Source organism: Achromobacter sp. GQ309 (assembly GCF_059759315.1).
The window spans coordinates 145,240-159,956 of sequence record NZ_JCAXDP010000005.1 but is presented as its reverse complement, the minus strand read 5'-3'; the positions used below and the strand labels follow the sequence as shown (position 1 = coordinate 159,956).

11 protein-coding genes are annotated in these 14,717 nt (G+C 62.7%); 4 read left to right on the top strand and 7 right to left on the bottom strand.

Annotated elements, in window-relative coordinates:
- The first annotated feature begins 162 nt into the window (after nt 1-162).
- Nucleotides 163-831: a nucleotidyltransferase family protein gene (locus AC6CIE_RS16980; RefSeq protein ID WP_498093029.1), complete on the top strand. Its 669-nt coding sequence runs from the start codon at nt 163-165 to the stop codon at nt 829-831.
- On the opposite strand, the gene AC6CIE_RS16975 is transcribed toward AC6CIE_RS16980, so the two are convergent.
- Genes AC6CIE_RS16975 through AC6CIE_RS16960 form a run of 4 tightly spaced genes read right to left on the bottom strand, consistent with a single transcriptional unit; the run spans nt 828 to nt 6,939 of the window.
- Complete coding sequence (locus AC6CIE_RS16975) at nt 828-2,003, bottom strand: hybrid sensor histidine kinase/response regulator (RefSeq protein WP_175122685.1); 1,176 nt, start codon at nt 2,001-2,003, stop codon at nt 828-830. The two genes, AC6CIE_RS16980 and AC6CIE_RS16975, sit on opposite strands and share 4 nt — an antisense overlap.
- 20 nt (nt 2,004-2,023) lie before the next feature.
- On the bottom strand, nt 2,024-2,611 hold the full coding sequence (locus AC6CIE_RS16970; protein WP_498093027.1) for a chemotaxis protein CheB: 588 nt from the start codon (nt 2,609-2,611) through the stop codon (nt 2,024-2,026).
- 23 nt (nt 2,612-2,634) lie between these two features.
- Nucleotides 2,635-3,474 carry a CheR family methyltransferase gene (locus AC6CIE_RS16965; protein ID WP_218342983.1) on the bottom strand — a complete coding sequence of 280 codons (840 nt, stop codon included), beginning with the start codon at nt 3,472-3,474 and terminating at the stop codon, nt 2,635-2,637.
- A gap of 33 nt (nt 3,475-3,507) precedes the next feature.
- Complete coding sequence (locus AC6CIE_RS16960) at nt 3,508-6,939, bottom strand: response regulator (RefSeq protein ID WP_498093025.1); 3,432 nt, start codon at nt 6,937-6,939, stop codon at nt 3,508-3,510.
- A 319-nt stretch (nt 6,940-7,258) separates the two neighbouring features.
- Between AC6CIE_RS16960 and AC6CIE_RS16955 the strand changes: the two genes are divergently transcribed.
- Nucleotides 7,259-7,717, top strand: a complete 459-nt coding sequence (locus tag AC6CIE_RS16955; protein WP_239214730.1) for a response regulator — start codon at nt 7,259-7,261, stop codon at nt 7,715-7,717.
- A 60-nt stretch (nt 7,718-7,777) separates the two neighbouring features.
- Here AC6CIE_RS16955 and AC6CIE_RS16950 read toward each other — a convergent pair whose 3' ends face one another.
- On the bottom strand, nt 7,778-8,296 hold the full coding sequence (locus AC6CIE_RS16950; protein WP_239214731.1) for a nucleotidyltransferase family protein: 519 nt from the start codon (nt 8,294-8,296) through the stop codon (nt 7,778-7,780).
- 347 nt (nt 8,297-8,643) lie between these two features.
- Between AC6CIE_RS16950 and AC6CIE_RS16945 the strand changes: the two genes are divergently transcribed.
- Together AC6CIE_RS16945 and AC6CIE_RS16940 are read left to right on the top strand one after the other, a co-directional pair.
- Complete coding sequence (locus AC6CIE_RS16945) at nt 8,644-11,649, top strand: T6SS effector BTH_I2691 family protein (RefSeq protein ID WP_498093023.1); 3,006 nt, start codon at nt 8,644-8,646, stop codon at nt 11,647-11,649.
- Nucleotides 11,650-11,658: 9 nt separating this feature from the next.
- Nucleotides 11,659-12,534, top strand: a complete 876-nt coding sequence (locus AC6CIE_RS16940) for a hypothetical protein (protein ID WP_495602901.1) — start codon at nt 11,659-11,661, stop codon at nt 12,532-12,534.
- 2 nt (nt 12,535-12,536) lie between these two features.
- On the opposite strand, the gene AC6CIE_RS16935 is transcribed toward AC6CIE_RS16940, so the two are convergent.
- Together AC6CIE_RS16935 and AC6CIE_RS16930 are read right to left on the bottom strand one after the other, a co-directional pair.
- Nucleotides 12,537-13,316: a 1,6-dihydroxycyclohexa-2,4-diene-1-carboxylate dehydrogenase gene (locus tag AC6CIE_RS16935; protein WP_175137600.1), complete on the bottom strand. Its 780-nt coding sequence runs from the start codon at nt 13,314-13,316 to the stop codon at nt 12,537-12,539.
- 12 nt (nt 13,317-13,328) lie between these two features.
- A complete protein-coding gene (locus AC6CIE_RS16930) occupies nt 13,329-14,672 on the bottom strand; it encodes an MFS transporter (protein ID WP_498093020.1) in 1,344 nt (447 codons plus the stop codon).
- Nucleotides 14,673-14,717: the final 45 nt, after the last annotated feature.

Genomic DNA, 14,717 nt, shown 5'->3' with positions numbered 1-14,717 from the left:
GCGCGCGCTATCAGCAAACCGTGTTCCTGGCGGCGCCGCCCACGGCACACCGGGTGCCGCGCTGCGTCTCGCGTGAAAACGGGGTGAATTTCCCGATAAGATCGTCGTCAATCGATGATAGCGACGGGAACCGCCCGGCCGCCACGCCCGTTTGACAAGAAAATGTTCGATCTCGAAACCAATCCGGACAGCCCCGCGCGCATTCGCTGCGTGGGCATCCTGCTAGCTGCCGGACACGGCCGGCGCTTTGCCAGCGCGGCCGCGGGCCAGGACAAGCTGCTCGCGCCCCTTGCAGACGGCACACCTGTAGTCATGGCGGCCGCGTCGTCCCTGCTGGCCGCGGCGGCCGGCGTCGTGGCGGTCGTCCGCGCGGACAACGACTGCGCCGCGGCACTCCTGGCGCAAGCCGGATGCGAGGTGGTCACGATAGGCCCTTACGCCGATGGCACGAACGGTGGCATGGGCGACAGTCTTGCAGCGGCCGCACGGCACGTCATGCGCACCGCAAGCCCGGACGTGCAATCCTGCCTTGTCGCGCTTGGCGACATGCCCTGGATCCGCGCGGATACCTTCCTGCGCGTTGCAGAAGCGGCAAGGGAGCATCCCATCGTCGCGCCGACATGGCAGGGCCAGCGCGGCCATCCGGTCGCGTTTCAGCGATCGATCTGGCCGGCGCTTGCGGCGCTGGCGGGGGATGTGGGCGCACGTTCCGTATTGGCCCGTCATGGTGTGACCGAGCTGGCGGTCGATGATGCGGGCGTATGCGCCGATGTGGATACACCGGATGATCTGTCCACCGCTGGATGCGGTGGACCGTCTGCGCCGCCCTAGGCGGGCGTCGCGTCGCCGCGCGGCCGCGCGATCACCGCCGCGCCTGCCGACGCCGCGCGCCGCGGCAGGGCCACGCGGAAACTCGTCACGTCGTCACGCGAGTCCGCGCTGATGCAGCCGCCATGCGACACCACGATCTGCTGCGCAATGAAAAGGCCCAAACCCAGTCCGTGGTGACCGCCGGGCCGCCGCGCGCCGCTGCGGAATGGGTTGAACAGATGGGGCAGCAGCTCCGGCGGAATGGTGCCGCCATTCGAAACGGTGACGACAACCTCGTTGGCGTCCTCGCCATTGACCTCGACCCGCACCGGGGCGGTCTTGCTGCCATGGTGCAAGGCGTTGCCCACCAGGTTGGCGATCACCTGCGAAATGCGCTGGCCGTCCCATGCGCCGGCCGCGTCGCCACGGCAGTGCGACGCCACCTGGCGATCGGGAAAGCCCGTGCGCACCTCGTCCAGCGTGCGCTCGACCAGCGCTCCCATGTTCAGTTCCGAGGGCGCCAGCGTCAGCCCGCCCGCCTGGCGAATGCGCGTCACATCCAGCAGGTCTTCGATCAGGCACGACATGCGCTCACTGCTTTGCAGCATGCGCCGCGCCAGGCTCGACACACGTTCGTCGTCGCCCTGGCGCTGCAGCACGGTGGCGCCCATGATGATGGCCTGCAAGGGCGTGCGCAGATCGTGGCTCAGCACGGCCATGAACATTTCGTTGACCCGCAGCGCTTCGGTGCGCTCTTCGAGTTGCTGCGCCAGCGCACGCTTGCGCTCGTGCAATTCGAAGAACACGTTGGCCTTCGTGCGCAGCATGTACGGGTCGACGGGCTTGTACAGAAAGTCCACCGCGCCGCTCTCGTAACCGCGAAACTGCCAGTTCTGTTCGCGCGAGCCCGCGGTGATGAAGATCAGCGGAATGTGGCGTGTGCGCTCGCTGCCGCGGATCAGCTCGGCCAGTTCGAAGCCGTTCATGTCGGGCATCTGCACGTCAAGCAGCGCCAGCGCAACGTCGCCGTGGCGCAGCAGCAGTTCCAGCGCCTGCGGGCCGGACTGGGCCTTCAGCACCTCGACACGGTCGCTGGCCAGCAGCGCCTCGAGCGCAATCAGATTCTCCGGAACGTCGTCGACCAGCAGGCACTTGATGCGGTCGTCGCGGGATGGGGCTGATGTCGGGATCATGGTGTCAATGCGTTTGGGTTTCAGGGCAGCCGCCTTGTGGGCAACTGCGCGAACACGGCGGCAATCTCGTCGGGCGTCAGCGCCCTTGCCGCCGGAACCAGCGTCAGGGCGGCGTCGGGCATCGTAGGTACCGCCGCCGACGCCGGCGCCTGCACCAGCGCGTGGCCGCCGGCGGCATGGATGGCGGCCAGGCCTTCGGCCCCATCCTCATTCGCGCCGGACAGCAGCACGCCAAGCAGCCGCTCGCCATAGCAATCGGCGGCGGACTGGAACAGCACGTCGATGGACGGCCGTGAAAAATGCACCGGCGGGTCGATCGACAGCGCCAGGCGCGGCCCCCGGTCCACCAGCAGGTGGTAGCCGGGCGGCCCGAAATACACGTGCCCAGGCTGTATCGGTTGCTGGTCCTGCGCTTCCTGCACGGGCAAGGCGCAGCGATAGCTGAAGATGTCGCTCAACAGGCTTCGGCGGTCGGACGGCAGGTGCAGGACCACGATCACGCTCGCCTGAAGGCCTGCGGGTAGCGCCGGCAGCAGAACGCTCAGGGCGTCGATAGCGCCCGACGAGCCGCCGATGACGATCGCGTCCCAGGCGTCCGAAGCGTCCACGGACAGATCCGGCCCGCGCGTGGTCACAGGTCGGCCCTTTTACGGTAGATGCGGTCGGCCATCACGAATTCGTCAAAGCCGTCGGCCTGCGCCGTGAATCGCACCGACTCCTTGGACCCCAGGCCCAGGAATCCGCGATGAACCAGTGCATCGTGAAACAGGCCCAGCGCCCGGTCCTGCAGATCGCGCTCGAAGTAGATGAGCACGTTGCGGCACGAGACCAGATGCACTTCCGCAAACACACTGTCGGTCGACAGGCTGTGATCGGAGAACACCATGTGCTCGCGCAGCGTCTTGTCGAACACCACGCGGCCGTACCGCGCGGTGTAGTAGTGCGACAGCGAGTTGCGCCCGCCGGCCTGCGCATGGTTGGCCGTGAACGCCGCTGCGCGCTCCAGGTCGAACACGCCCTGCTCGGCCGCGCGCAGTGCGTGCGGATTGATGTCGGTGGCGTATATCAGCGCGCGGTCCAGCAGCCCTTCCTCGTGCAGCAGGATCGCCAGCGAATAGACTTCCTCGCCCGTGCTGCACCCGGCCACCCACACCTTGATCGAGGGATAGGTGCGCAGGATCGGCACCACCTCGTTGCGCAGCGCCAGGAAATAACTGGGGTCACGGAACATGTCGCTGACCTGCACCGTCAGGTACTGCAACAAGCCGGTGAACACGGCGGGCTCGTGCAGCACGCGGTCCTGAAGCTGCGACAGCGTCTTGCAGTCGAACTCGCCCAGCGCGGTGCGCAGGCGGCGTTTCAGCGAGGCCTGCGCATACTCCCGGAAGTCGTAGTGGTAGCGGTGATAGATCGCATCGAGCAGCAATCGCTGCTCGATGTCTTCGATGTTCGCCTTGTTTTGATTAGGCATGGGCGTGATCGCTGTGTCGTGGCCGGGTCGGGCTTACTTGCGCATCCAGACGCGCACCAGCGACAGCAGGCGCTCGACGTCCAGCGGCTTGGCGATGTAGTCGTTGGCGCCGGCGGCCAGGCACTTTTCCTGGTCGTCCTTCATGGCCTTGGCCGTCAGGGCAATGATGGGCAGACGGCGCCACTCGGGCCGTGCGCGGATCTCGCGCATGGCCGTATAGCCGTCCATCTCCGGCATCATGATGTCCATCAGCACAAGGTCCACCGCACGGTGGCCGTTGACGCCGGCGCGGCCCAGCGCATCCAGCGCCTCGCGACCGTTACGCGCAATCTCGACGTGCAGGCCGGTGGGTTCCAGGATGCTGGACAGCGCAAACACGTTGCGCACGTCGTCTTCCACCACCAGCACCGTGCGGCCTTCCAGCGTCGTGTCGCGGCTGCGCGCCAGCTCCAGCATCTGGCGCTGCTGCGGCGGCAACTCGGCTTCCACCTGGTGCAGGAACAGCGTCACTTCGTCCAGCAGGCGCTCGGGCGAACGCGCGTCCTTGATGATGATCGACTTGGAGAAGCGGCGCAGCTGCTGCTCTTCGTCGCGCGACAGCGCGCGGCCCGTGTACACGATCACGGGCGGGAACGACACGCTTTCCTGCTCTGCCATTTCGCGCAGGAGTTCGTAGCCGCTCATGTCGGGCAGGTTCAGGTCCATCACCACGCAGTCATAGGTGGTGTCGCGCAGCAGCGCCAGCGCGTCGCCGGCATTGGCCGCCAGCACGATTTCGACGTCGTCGCGCGCCAGCAGTTCGCGCACGCTGTCGCGTTGGCGGTCATCGTCCTCGACGACCAGCACGCGCCGCACGTTCTGCGTGAACTTGGCTTCCAGGCGGTGCAGCGCGTGAACCAGTTCCTCGCGCTTGACCGGCTTGAGCGCATAACCCACCGCCCCGCGCACCAGCGCCTCTTGCGCGTAATCGGCCACCGACACGATGTGCACCGGAATGTGGCGGGTGTTCGGGTTGCGCTTGAGCTGATCCAGCACGCCCAGACCGGAAAAGTCGGGCAGGTTGACGTCCAGCACGATGGCATCGGGGCGCCGCTGCGACGCCAGCGCCAGGCCTTCCGTCGCGGTGTGCGCGGCCAGGCAGCCAAAGCCCATCTCGTGCGCCAGATCGGCGAGGATGCCCGCAAAGCGTTCGTCGTCCTCGATGACGAGGATGGTTCGGGCAAAGGTCTCGCCCGGCTCCTGCTCAAGTGGCTCGGCTGACTGGGCCAGCGCCGCCGGTTGGGCAGGCTCGGTGCGCGCGGCGGGCGGGGCGGCGATGGCGCCAGCCGGGCCTGCCAGCGTGGTAGGCGCCTCCGCGCCCTCGCGCGGCGCCGGGGCGGTCGACACGACCAGCATGTTCATCGGCAGCAGCAGCGTGAACACGCTGCCCTGCCCCGGTGTGCTGACCAGCGACAGCGAGCCGCCCAGCAGCTTGGCCAGATCGCGCGAAATCGACAGACCCAGCCCCGTGCCGCCATGCTTGCGGTGCGTGCTGCCGTCGGCTTGGCGGAATGCCTCGAAAATCAGTTCGTGCTGGTCGGGAGCCACGCCAATACCGGTGTCGTGCACCGCAAACGACAGCATCCGGCCCGGCGCCCGCGTGACGCGCAGCGCGACGAACCCCTGCTCGGTGAACTTGATGGCGTTGGACAGCAGGTTCTTGAGCACCTGGCCCAGCCGCTGCGGATCGGTCCGCAGGGTGTCCGGCACGTCGCGCGCAATGTCCAGCTCCAGCGCCAGGCCCTTTTCCTGGGCCAGCGGCCGCAGCGGTTCCAGCAGCCGCTGCAGCGCCGGGGTGACGGCAACGTCTTCGATCTCGACCGTCGCCTGGCCCGCCTCGATCTTGGCCAAGTCCAGGATGTCGTTGATCAACGCCAGCAGATCGCGCCCGGCAGCGTGGATGGTATGCGCGTACTTGACCTGCTCGGCCGACAGGTTGCCCGTCTTGTTGTCGGACAGCAGCTTGGCCAGGATCAGCGTCGAATTGAGCGGCGTGCGCAGCTCGTGGCTCATGTTGGCCAGGAACTCGCTCTTGTATTGGCTGGCCTGCGTCAAGAGACGGGCCTTGTCGGTCAGCGCGCTCTGCACCCGCAGCAACTGCTCGGTCTGCGATTCCAGATTCAGGTTGGTCTGCTCCAGCTCGGTCTGCTGCAGTTCCATGCGCGCCTGCGATTCCTGCAGGATGCGGCTCTGCTGCTCCAGTTCCTCGTTGCTGACACGCAGTTCTTCCTGCTGGGTCTGCAGCTCTTCGGACTGGCGCTGCGTTTCCGCCAGCAGCGATTCCAGCCGCGACCGATCCATGCCGGCCCGGATAGCCGACGCCAGCATTTCCGACGCGCCTTCCAGCAGGCTGCGTTCGCCCTCGCTGACCGGATGGTTGAAACCCAGCTCGATCACGGCGTACACGCGCTCGTATTGCATGGCGGGTGCGATCACCAGTTCGACCGGATTCGAGCGGCCCGTGGCGGACGAGACTTCGAGGTGGCCGGCGGGCACGTTGCGCACGTGCAGCAGCTTGCGCGACACGGCCGCCTGACCGACCAGGCCCTGCGCCGTGGAAATCTTCTGGGGCAGTCTTTCCGGCGGCACCGCATAGCCGCCGAACAGCTCGAGGTCGTCACCGTTGACCACATAACCCGCGCCGACGCTGGCGTTCAGGTATTCGGCCAGATAGTCCAGGGCGCGCCGGCCGATCTCGTCCAGCCGCTGGTCGCCCCGCAGCCGCATGCTCAGGCCCGACAGGCCCGTTGTCACCCAGGCCTGGCGCGCCTTGACGCGATACTCGCGGATGGTCATGAGCGCCGAGGCAAAGATCAGGACCAGCAGCACCAGGGCGCCGCCCCAGGAATAGTAGGTGGAAATCGTGGCCGCATCGCTCCAGGCGTCGCGCTCCTGCTCGACCCGGCGCATCTGTGACGTATAGAGGTCGCCGACAAGATCGCGCAGCCGGTCCATCGCCTCCTTGCCCGAATCGGTCCGCACCACCGCCAGCGCGCCTTCGACGTCGCCCGCTCGGCGCATCTCGACGGTGTTGTTCAACTCGGTAAGCTTTTGCTTCGTGATGCCCGCGATGTCATTGGCAATCCGGCGCTGCGTGGCGTCCTGTTGCGAGAACTCCTGCACGACGGCCAGGCGCTGCTCGATGAGCGGCACGGAGCGCACATACGGTTCCAGGTAGGCCGGGTCGCCCGTCAGCAGGTAACCCCTTTGGCCGATCTCGGCGTCTTTCAGGGCCGAATTGAACAGGCTGAGCTGACGCAGCGACTCGGTCGCGCGGTCCATCGACTGGACGGCACGCGCGCGGGTGTCCGCCGAGCGTACGTTGACGAAGGCGATGACCAGCGTGGCCAGTGCGGCCAGGATGAAACCGGCCATCAAAGTGCGGGGAAAGGCCAGGCGACTGGCCGGCTGCGGCGATTTCAGCATGAGATCGATTTACCAATTCAGGGAAAGCGCGCGGATTGCGCTAAGGCAGAGTGCGAAGAATTATAGGGACGGAGAAGCCCGCAGACCATCCTGCGCACTGGCGAACTATACAGGTATGTGCGCAGCTGGGTTGCGTATGGATACAACTACTACACCAACGCGGCCCTGCCATGCCCTAGGATTCGGCTTCCCGATCTGCCGGCCGCCTTTCCGTGCGCCTGCCGCCTTTGCTGGCAAGCCCTCAACCCACCCCGCCTGAACCCGGGGACAGCCGGCCGCGCAGACAACCGAATTCCTGCCCACCGTGGCACCGAAAAAAATGACGAAGATTCTTTTGGTGGACGACCAACCCACGTTGGTCGCCCTGATGAGCGAGTTCCTGACCAGCGAAGGCTATGACGTCACGACGCATACCGACGGCCTGACCGCGCTGCAGCAGATGATCGCCCTGCGCCCCGACCTGGTCATCACCGATCTGTCCATGCCCGGCATGGACGGCGCCGCCCTCCTGACCGCCATGCGGGACAACGCCTATCTGCATGAAACGCCGGTGCTGGTGCTGAGCGGCCGGCCGGAACACGAGATCCTGGAAGCGTGCGCGGGCCGCGCCGTGTTGATGCGCAAACCGGCCAGCCCGGAGGAAGTACTGAAGGCCGTTCGCCGCCTGACCCAGAAATCCCAGCCGCAGCCGCGCCATCGTTCGAACACTGGCGCAATGCCGGCGTCGCTCAGCCGCTTGGGCGGCGCGGGCCAGGAATGCCTGGCTCACGCAGCGTAGCGTTCTCCGAAGCGGCGTGTCGAACAATCCAGCCTCACGCCACGGCCGATTTGTGCATCCTTACGCGTAGCGCAGGAAAGGCCACCGCAGATGCCATTGCTTCGCTTGCCAACGCTCGTCCAGTATTGACCGCTTTTCAGTCTTGAAGCGCGGCGTCATCCGAATCACTCCCGCAAACAGATCATCCAGGCCGTATGGCGCCAGGACCTGGATACGCCCGTCGCGGTCAAGGCGAACTGCCACGGCCGTTGCAGTTTCCGGCCACTGCGTCAGCGCGTCGATTGTCGAAAGGTAGGGACGGTCGTGATTGCGGCGGTGCATATGCGCCTGGTTCTTTACGGACCACGGATAACCCGGCGCAATACTTCCCAGTCGCCTTTCAAGCTGACTATCATCAGCGTAGCTTTCGGCACCGTCGCCAAACCATACGACGTCAATGTCGTTTAGCGGTGTCGGCGACGCAAACCCGGCCAACGAATCCCACACCAGATTGCGCACGAACCCGGCGCCGATCCAGCAATCGGTCAAATCAAGATCACGCACTGCCTCCAGCGCACACATGCGCGCAGCGTCTGCCATCACCATCGACTCTAGAACTCGTCGCCTTGTCATGCGCGTGGATGTTACTCCGGGGTGACAGACTGAATGCCACGCAGAAAGCGGGCAAAGACCGGGCTGCATCCATACATCGAACGAGCCAAAGCCGGCATTATCCCGCGTCTGATCGGACAAGTGCCATCGATGGCAGCCCCCAAACCTTTGAACAATCAGATCGTTCACCCCGAAGAATAGTTTTTGTCTGATATCCAGCGGCAGGGACGTGTGGAGTAATGGAGGCGCATTTCATGCGCGTCCGTCGCTATTCCTGTTCGCGATGGACGCGTTCCTATTGGCGGCCTTGAATCAGCGCGCAGAGGAATCCATCCATGTCAAAGTCAACGGCCGGCGGCGCGACGTCGGCGCCGGCCTGCTGCCCACGCATCCCAATCCTTCCGATCCGATATGCGATTGTTCCGAATGCGGATGGGGCACCGCTATATCGGTATGCCGAGTCCGGCTTCAAGCTGGAGGCAAGCTTCCAGCGGCTGCAGCTTTCCTCCTATACCTTGCGCGCGCTTCGCCCGGGATACGTCTACGTGTTCATGAAAGGCCCCAAGGGCGAATCGCTCGTCATCCATGAACACGATGGTGAGGGCCATTATCAGGAGCTGACATACACGGGTCTGGAGGACTACGACAAGAAGAACAAGTACAAAACAGGCGCGCGCATGGGATGGGTGTGGGCAGACACCAGCCCCGACACCGCCAAGGAGGTATGGATCGGCTACAGCACACATCTGTGGACCAATGCCATGACGGCCCGAATTACCAAGAATCCTGAAGCGCGCCAGCTTCACATGCGCGCTTTGGATATGGTGGAACTGACCTCCGGCGTCAAATCACCCTCTGGCCAGGCCCACTTACTTCCGGCCAACGCCCTGACTGAATGGGTGGAAGACTTCAAGCCCCTAGAGCAGCGCCTGCCGCTGAAATGGAGTTGTCATGCGAGCGAAGATGAACTGTCGGTCGCCACATTTATCGCCCAAGGCAGCCATTACCGTTTCACGCAGCCGCGCGTACCTGCGGTGGTCGCACTCAATGACGCCGAGGCGATCAGCCTCGATTTGGGTTTGATCGCCGCAGCGTACCAGCATCAGATTACGGATTTGAAACGCAGGCCTGATCAGCGTGCTGAAGGTGCAAGTCCCCATCACTTGCCCGACTGTCTAAGCTTGGACGTCGACCAAATCCACTTGGCAAGTTCAGAGTTTCATCACAAGAACCTGACCGCATTCTTGCTGACCGAGTCCCTGAAGTCCATGTTCCGCGCTTCTGGACAAGACGCCGCGAAGATCGCATCAGCAAGACACGAGTGGCATCGAAATCAGCGCACCAATCGACCCATACCGTCGCTAGAACAAATCGAATACGAAGTTCTGACGGACGAGAGAATTTCCCCGTCCGGTGCGCGGCTGGCCAAAACAATCGACACCGCGTTGTACTTCGACTTCCTGAGGCAACGAAAAGAGGCTGATGCGCAGTTAGAGGTGATGATGCATGAATTGAACAAGGCGTGTGCGGATCATGACTGTTGGCTATCGACGGCGGAATCCATAAATATGTCGGACCCTAGGAGTTTGGCGGCCGCCTTTAGCGCCTTCGATCGGGACAACCGTCAATCTGCGGCAGCGTTAGAACTGTCCATTACGTTGATGATGCAGAGCATGACGCAATCGCTCTCTATCAGCGACGATGGAGACGCCAGGTACGAACGGCTAGAAAAATGGTGTGATGACCCAGGAAGCCCCCTCTATGTATCTCTGGCCGCATACAACCCTTTTCAAGAAAAGGCAGATGCAGTTGGAACCATACTTGGAGCCGCAGACTCCATCATCTCCGAACTTGCCCTTAAATTTCCAGCGATCAAGGGCGTTACCGATCTGACCGCCCAAACGGTTACCACGGTCGTGCTTAAGCGGCTCAAGGGGAAAACCCGTTGGGATGCGAGCCGCAACCTTCGCGAACAAGTTCACGCGGCAGCGCGGGAGGCCAATATGGAAAAGATTTTGGGACTATTGGCTGGTCGCTACGATACAACTAAAACAACAACCGCAGGAAGTCTCGTTTCCCAGGACGTAGATGATTTCCTGAAAAAGGGGATGGAGGAAGTCAACCGTACAAGCCGTATCAAAGTTGAGGGTAACAGGACCGTAGTGATTGAGCGCACTCAGACGGTCACAGCAAAGCCCACGCTTAGATCTTTAAGCGCCACAGCCACGGGAGCTGGCTTTAACATTGGCATGGTCTACTTCAATATTATCAATCTTGGGTATGCACTAAAAACGTTGGAAAGAGAGTACTCACATGAGAACGCCACCAATTTTGCGTCAGCAATATTAGGGGTGATAGGTTCGCTGAGTGTAGCAGTGCTGGGAACTCGAATCACATACATCGCATTAATGGCACGAATGGGCTACCGGATTCCCGGACTTGGGTTTTCCATCGCACTAAATAATTTCATATCGTCGAAGTTGTACGGCAGGCTTATCGTGGGTCCGGGCATATTTCTGGGTTTAATCACCGACATACAGAAAGGCCACCAGCTTAAAAAAGGAGGCAACCAGATAGCCGCAAACTACACCTACGCCGGAGGAATATCCGTAGCGATGGGCACCGGTGCGATCGCGAAAAGTAGTGCGATTGCCTCTGCGATCTATGCTGCGACTTCAACCGCGGGAGCATCTGCGCCGGTTCCAGTTCTTGGCTGGATTGCAGCGGCAGTCATTCTCACGGGCACAGCCCTCATCGTCGGCGGCATGTGGCTCCATTCTCGTGCCGCCGCACAAGCCTTCTCTCCGATGGAGCTTTGGGCTGCACGGTGCCAGTTTGGAAACCTAAAAAATGATGGTAAAGAGCGATCGGGGATTCCGCTTGATGGAGACCGCAGGCTCCCAAGATATAAAGAATTGATATCGGAAACTAAGGATTGGTATCAAGCATCGTTCGCTCCAATCCTGCTTGACTCCGATCAAGCCGAGTCGATCGGTTTGGAAGGCATGGAAAGCGAGTGGCGTGATAGGTGGTTTGCTGAAGATGAGGTCGAGTTCGTTGTGCTTCTACCCGGCTTTATCCAGGGACAGAGCACGTGGAAAGGTGCGCTTGTGAGTAACACCCATGGCGAAAGAAATGGGCCGACGTCAAGTATTGGAAGACCTAAGATTACGGTATACAGCCAAAAGCCAGAGTGCATCGAGACTGCTGCCGGTTTGGTATTGCGTCACCATGTAAAAGGTGAAAAGTTCGACGGCATGTTCATGACCGTCGATTACAAACCCAACCAGGGGCTGGACGAAACGGCGGTCGTCGGCGCCTCGTTCAGTTTGAGCGATTGAGCACTAATTATGGCAACAGATTGGATTTGGACGTGCAAGGATGGTGCTGGTGTTCAGCCAGCAATTGGCGACCAGCTTGTCAGTATCGATAACGCCTATTTACGTATACGAAACCCATGGACTGTGGAATCTGCATCGTCGGGAAAGCAGTATGCTGCGGGATTAGTCGCGACACTTATTGGGCTCACAACCTATTTAACTGCCGCGCTCATTGGGCAAGCAATGTTCGATTATGTGTTAATTCTGTGTATTTTCCTGATTGCGCTTTTCTTCTTTTTGATGCTCACGCTCAGCGTTAGCTTTATTAAAAAAAGATCGGACATAATATTTTCCAGACTCGATAAGCGCGTCAGCTACAGCGATCGTGGGAGGGTGATATCCGGCGCATGGACCTCTGCCATTGGAGGCATGGTGTCGAAATCAGAATTCACGGGAGCAGGAGTGATCGTGACGCATTCGCTAATAATTAAAATGCCGGTTGAATCAATTAAGCCCGAGATGAAAGGGAAAAGACTGGAATCACTATTTGTATCCACCGAAAGTAACCAACCGATCGACCCGCGCGTGTTGTATGTCGCTCAAGTATGGGAGTTCATCCGATTATTCATGGATGAAGGTCCCAACAAATTACCCAAACCCGCAGAATCCAACTGGTGGCTTGCTCCCGACCACCGTATTTATCTGACACCCGCCGAAGCCTGGCGCCGATACGTACCTTGGCGCAATGGCCAACCGAATGAAGCGCAAGGAAAAAACAACTGGCTATTGCCTCTGTGGCTGTTGCTCTTTCCTTACAACATGTTCTGCGCGCTGTGCTGGTATGCGGCTTGTCGAGTACTGAAGGTCCAAGCCGCACAGCCGCCCATACCGACGGCGAGGGCATGACCTCACCCCACATGCCCCCCAGCCACATACATCACCTGCCCCGTGATGTAAGACGCCTCCGGCGCCGCCATGAAGCAGATCGCTGACGCGACCTCTTCCATGCTGCCCATGCGATGCATGGGCGTGCCGGCCAGGCAGTCCGTGTACATCTCGCCTTGCCAGATGCGGTCCTGATCCGAGGGGGCTTCGGTGTTGCGCGGAATGGCGCGCACGCCGTTGTCCAGGGCGCCCGGCGCCACGCAATTGACGCGCACGCCGGATTCGGCCAGTTCGAGCGCCATGCAGACGGTGGCCGCGTGGACGCCGCCCTTGGATGCCGAATACGGCACGCGGTAGATGCCGCGCGTGGCGTTTGAGCCGACGTTGACGATGGCGCCCCGGCCTTGCTTTTTCATTACCGGAATCACCTCGCGGCACGACCACAGCGTCGGCCAGAGCGAACGGGTGACCTCCCGCTGCATCTCGTCCGGCGTGTACTCCCAGAACGGTTTCATCCAGATCGTGCCGCCCACGTTGTGCACGGACACGTCGATTCGGCCGTGCGTGTCCAGCGTGTACTGCACCATCCGCTGTGCACCGGCGTGGGTTTCGAGGTCGGCGTCGATGAACGACGCCTGTCCGCCCTCCTCGCGGATCTCGCGGGCCACGGCCTCGCCCAGTTCGGCGGCGCGGTCGACCAGCACGACCGCAGCGCCTTCGGCTGCCAGGCGTTTGGCGGTGGCGCGTCCGACGCCCTGGGCCGCGCCGGTGACCAGCGCGATCTGGTTTTCAAAGCGATTCATGCAAGCTCCCGGTCAATGTGCGCGCGACAGCTCGCCCGGCACGGGTTGCGACGACTTGTTGTCCACAGCCAGCACGGCGAGCAGCGCCCCCGCCAGCGGAACCGCCAGCACCATGAAGAAGCCCGACGGGCCGAACCAGCCGAGGAAGCTGCCGCCGATGGCCGAGCCGATGATGGCACCGGCGCGGCCCACGCCGATGGACCAGCCCGTCGCCGTGGCGCGCAGTGCGGTCGGATACGCGCCGATGACCAGGTAGTTCAGCGCCAGCTGCTGGCCGCCGATGCCCAGGCCCGCCGCGCCGATCAGGATGAACACGAGCGTCCAGTCCGTTCCCGCGTAGCCCAGCCCCAGCGACACCGCGATGCCCAGCGCGAACATGGCGATCAGCAGCGTGCGGGTCGACACGCGCGGCATCAGGTACGACAGCGGGAAGGCGCACACGATGAACACGAGATTCACGGTGAACGTGCCCATCGGCGCCTGGTCGGCCGGCAGACCCGCCGCCTTCAGCACCGTAGGCAGCCACGACAGCAGCATGAACCACGCCACCCAGTTCAGCAGATACACGGACCAGATCGCCAGCGTCTTGCGGGCATAACCGTCGGTGAACAGCGCCTTGACGCTGGCGCGGATGGTCGCGTCTTCCGGCACCGTGAAGCGCATGCCGGCCGGTAGCGGCTGGCGCGAGATCTTCGCGAGGATGCGGGCGACATACCCCTGGCCCGCCGTGTCACCGCGCATCGCCTTGAATTGCAGGGACTCGGGCAGTAGCACCATCAGCGCCGCCAACAGCAACAGCGGCGCGACGCCGCCCACGATGAAGATGCCTTGCCATCCGATCACGGGCAGCATGCGCGCAGCCAACAGGCCGCCCAGCATGGCGCCCGCGGGCAGACCCAGCAACACGCCGGTGATCACCACGCCACGATGGCGTGCCGGCGCGTATTCCGCGGCCAGCGCCAGCACGATGGGCGTGCAACCGCCCATGCCCAGCCCGGCGATGAACCGGAGCGCCAGAATCTGCCACGTCTCCGTGGCAGCGGCCGTCAACAGCGTCGCCAGCCCGAAGACGGCCACACCGATCAGCGCGGCGGGACGGCGGCCGATACGGTCGCCCACCAGGCCCAACGTCATGGCGCCCACCGTCATGCCGACGATGCCGGCGGTCAGGATCGGCGCCAGTTCGCCGGCCTGCAGCTTGAACGCCGTCAGGATCGCGGGCCCGGTGAACGCCATTGCCTGCGTGTCGAAGCCATCAAACAAAGCGATCAGAAAGCACAGGATCAGGACGCGCCATTGAAAGGCGCCCATCCGTTCCTGATCGATCAGGCTCGGAATGGAGATTGTTGAGGCCATGAGAGTCTCCCCCGGGCTCGCGCGGAGCCCGTTATCGGTATGGGT

What these genes read in the sequence shown, in the direction of transcription:
- AC6CIE_RS16980 (WP_498093029.1), top strand. Translation starts at nt 163, where the DNA reads ATGTTCGATCTCGAAACCAATCCGGACAGCCCCGCGCGCATTCGCTGC.
- AC6CIE_RS16975 (WP_175122685.1), bottom strand. Translation starts at nt 2,003, where the DNA reads ATGATCCCGACATCAGCCCCATCCCGCGACGACCGCATCAAGTGCCTG.
- AC6CIE_RS16965 (WP_218342983.1), bottom strand. Translation starts at nt 3,474, where the DNA reads ATGCCTAATCAAAACAAGGCGAACATCGAAGACATCGAGCAGCGATTG.
- AC6CIE_RS16960 (WP_498093025.1), bottom strand. Translation starts at nt 6,939, where the DNA reads ATGCTGAAATCGCCGCAGCCGGCCAGTCGCCTGGCCTTTCCCCGCACT.
- AC6CIE_RS16955 (WP_239214730.1), top strand. Translation starts at nt 7,259, where the DNA reads ATGACGAAGATTCTTTTGGTGGACGACCAACCCACGTTGGTCGCCCTG.
- AC6CIE_RS16950 (WP_239214731.1), bottom strand. Translation starts at nt 8,296, where the DNA reads ATGGCAGACGCTGCGCGCATGTGTGCGCTGGAGGCAGTGCGTGATCTT.
- AC6CIE_RS16945 (WP_498093023.1), top strand. Translation starts at nt 8,644, where the DNA reads ATGTCAAAGTCAACGGCCGGCGGCGCGACGTCGGCGCCGGCCTGCTGC.
- AC6CIE_RS16940 (WP_495602901.1), top strand. Translation starts at nt 11,659, where the DNA reads ATGGCAACAGATTGGATTTGGACGTGCAAGGATGGTGCTGGTGTTCAG.
- AC6CIE_RS16935 (WP_175137600.1), bottom strand. Translation starts at nt 13,316, where the DNA reads ATGAATCGCTTTGAAAACCAGATCGCGCTGGTCACCGGCGCGGCCCAG.
- AC6CIE_RS16930 (WP_498093020.1), bottom strand. Translation starts at nt 14,672, where the DNA reads ATGGCCTCAACAATCTCCATTCCGAGCCTGATCGATCAGGAACGGATG.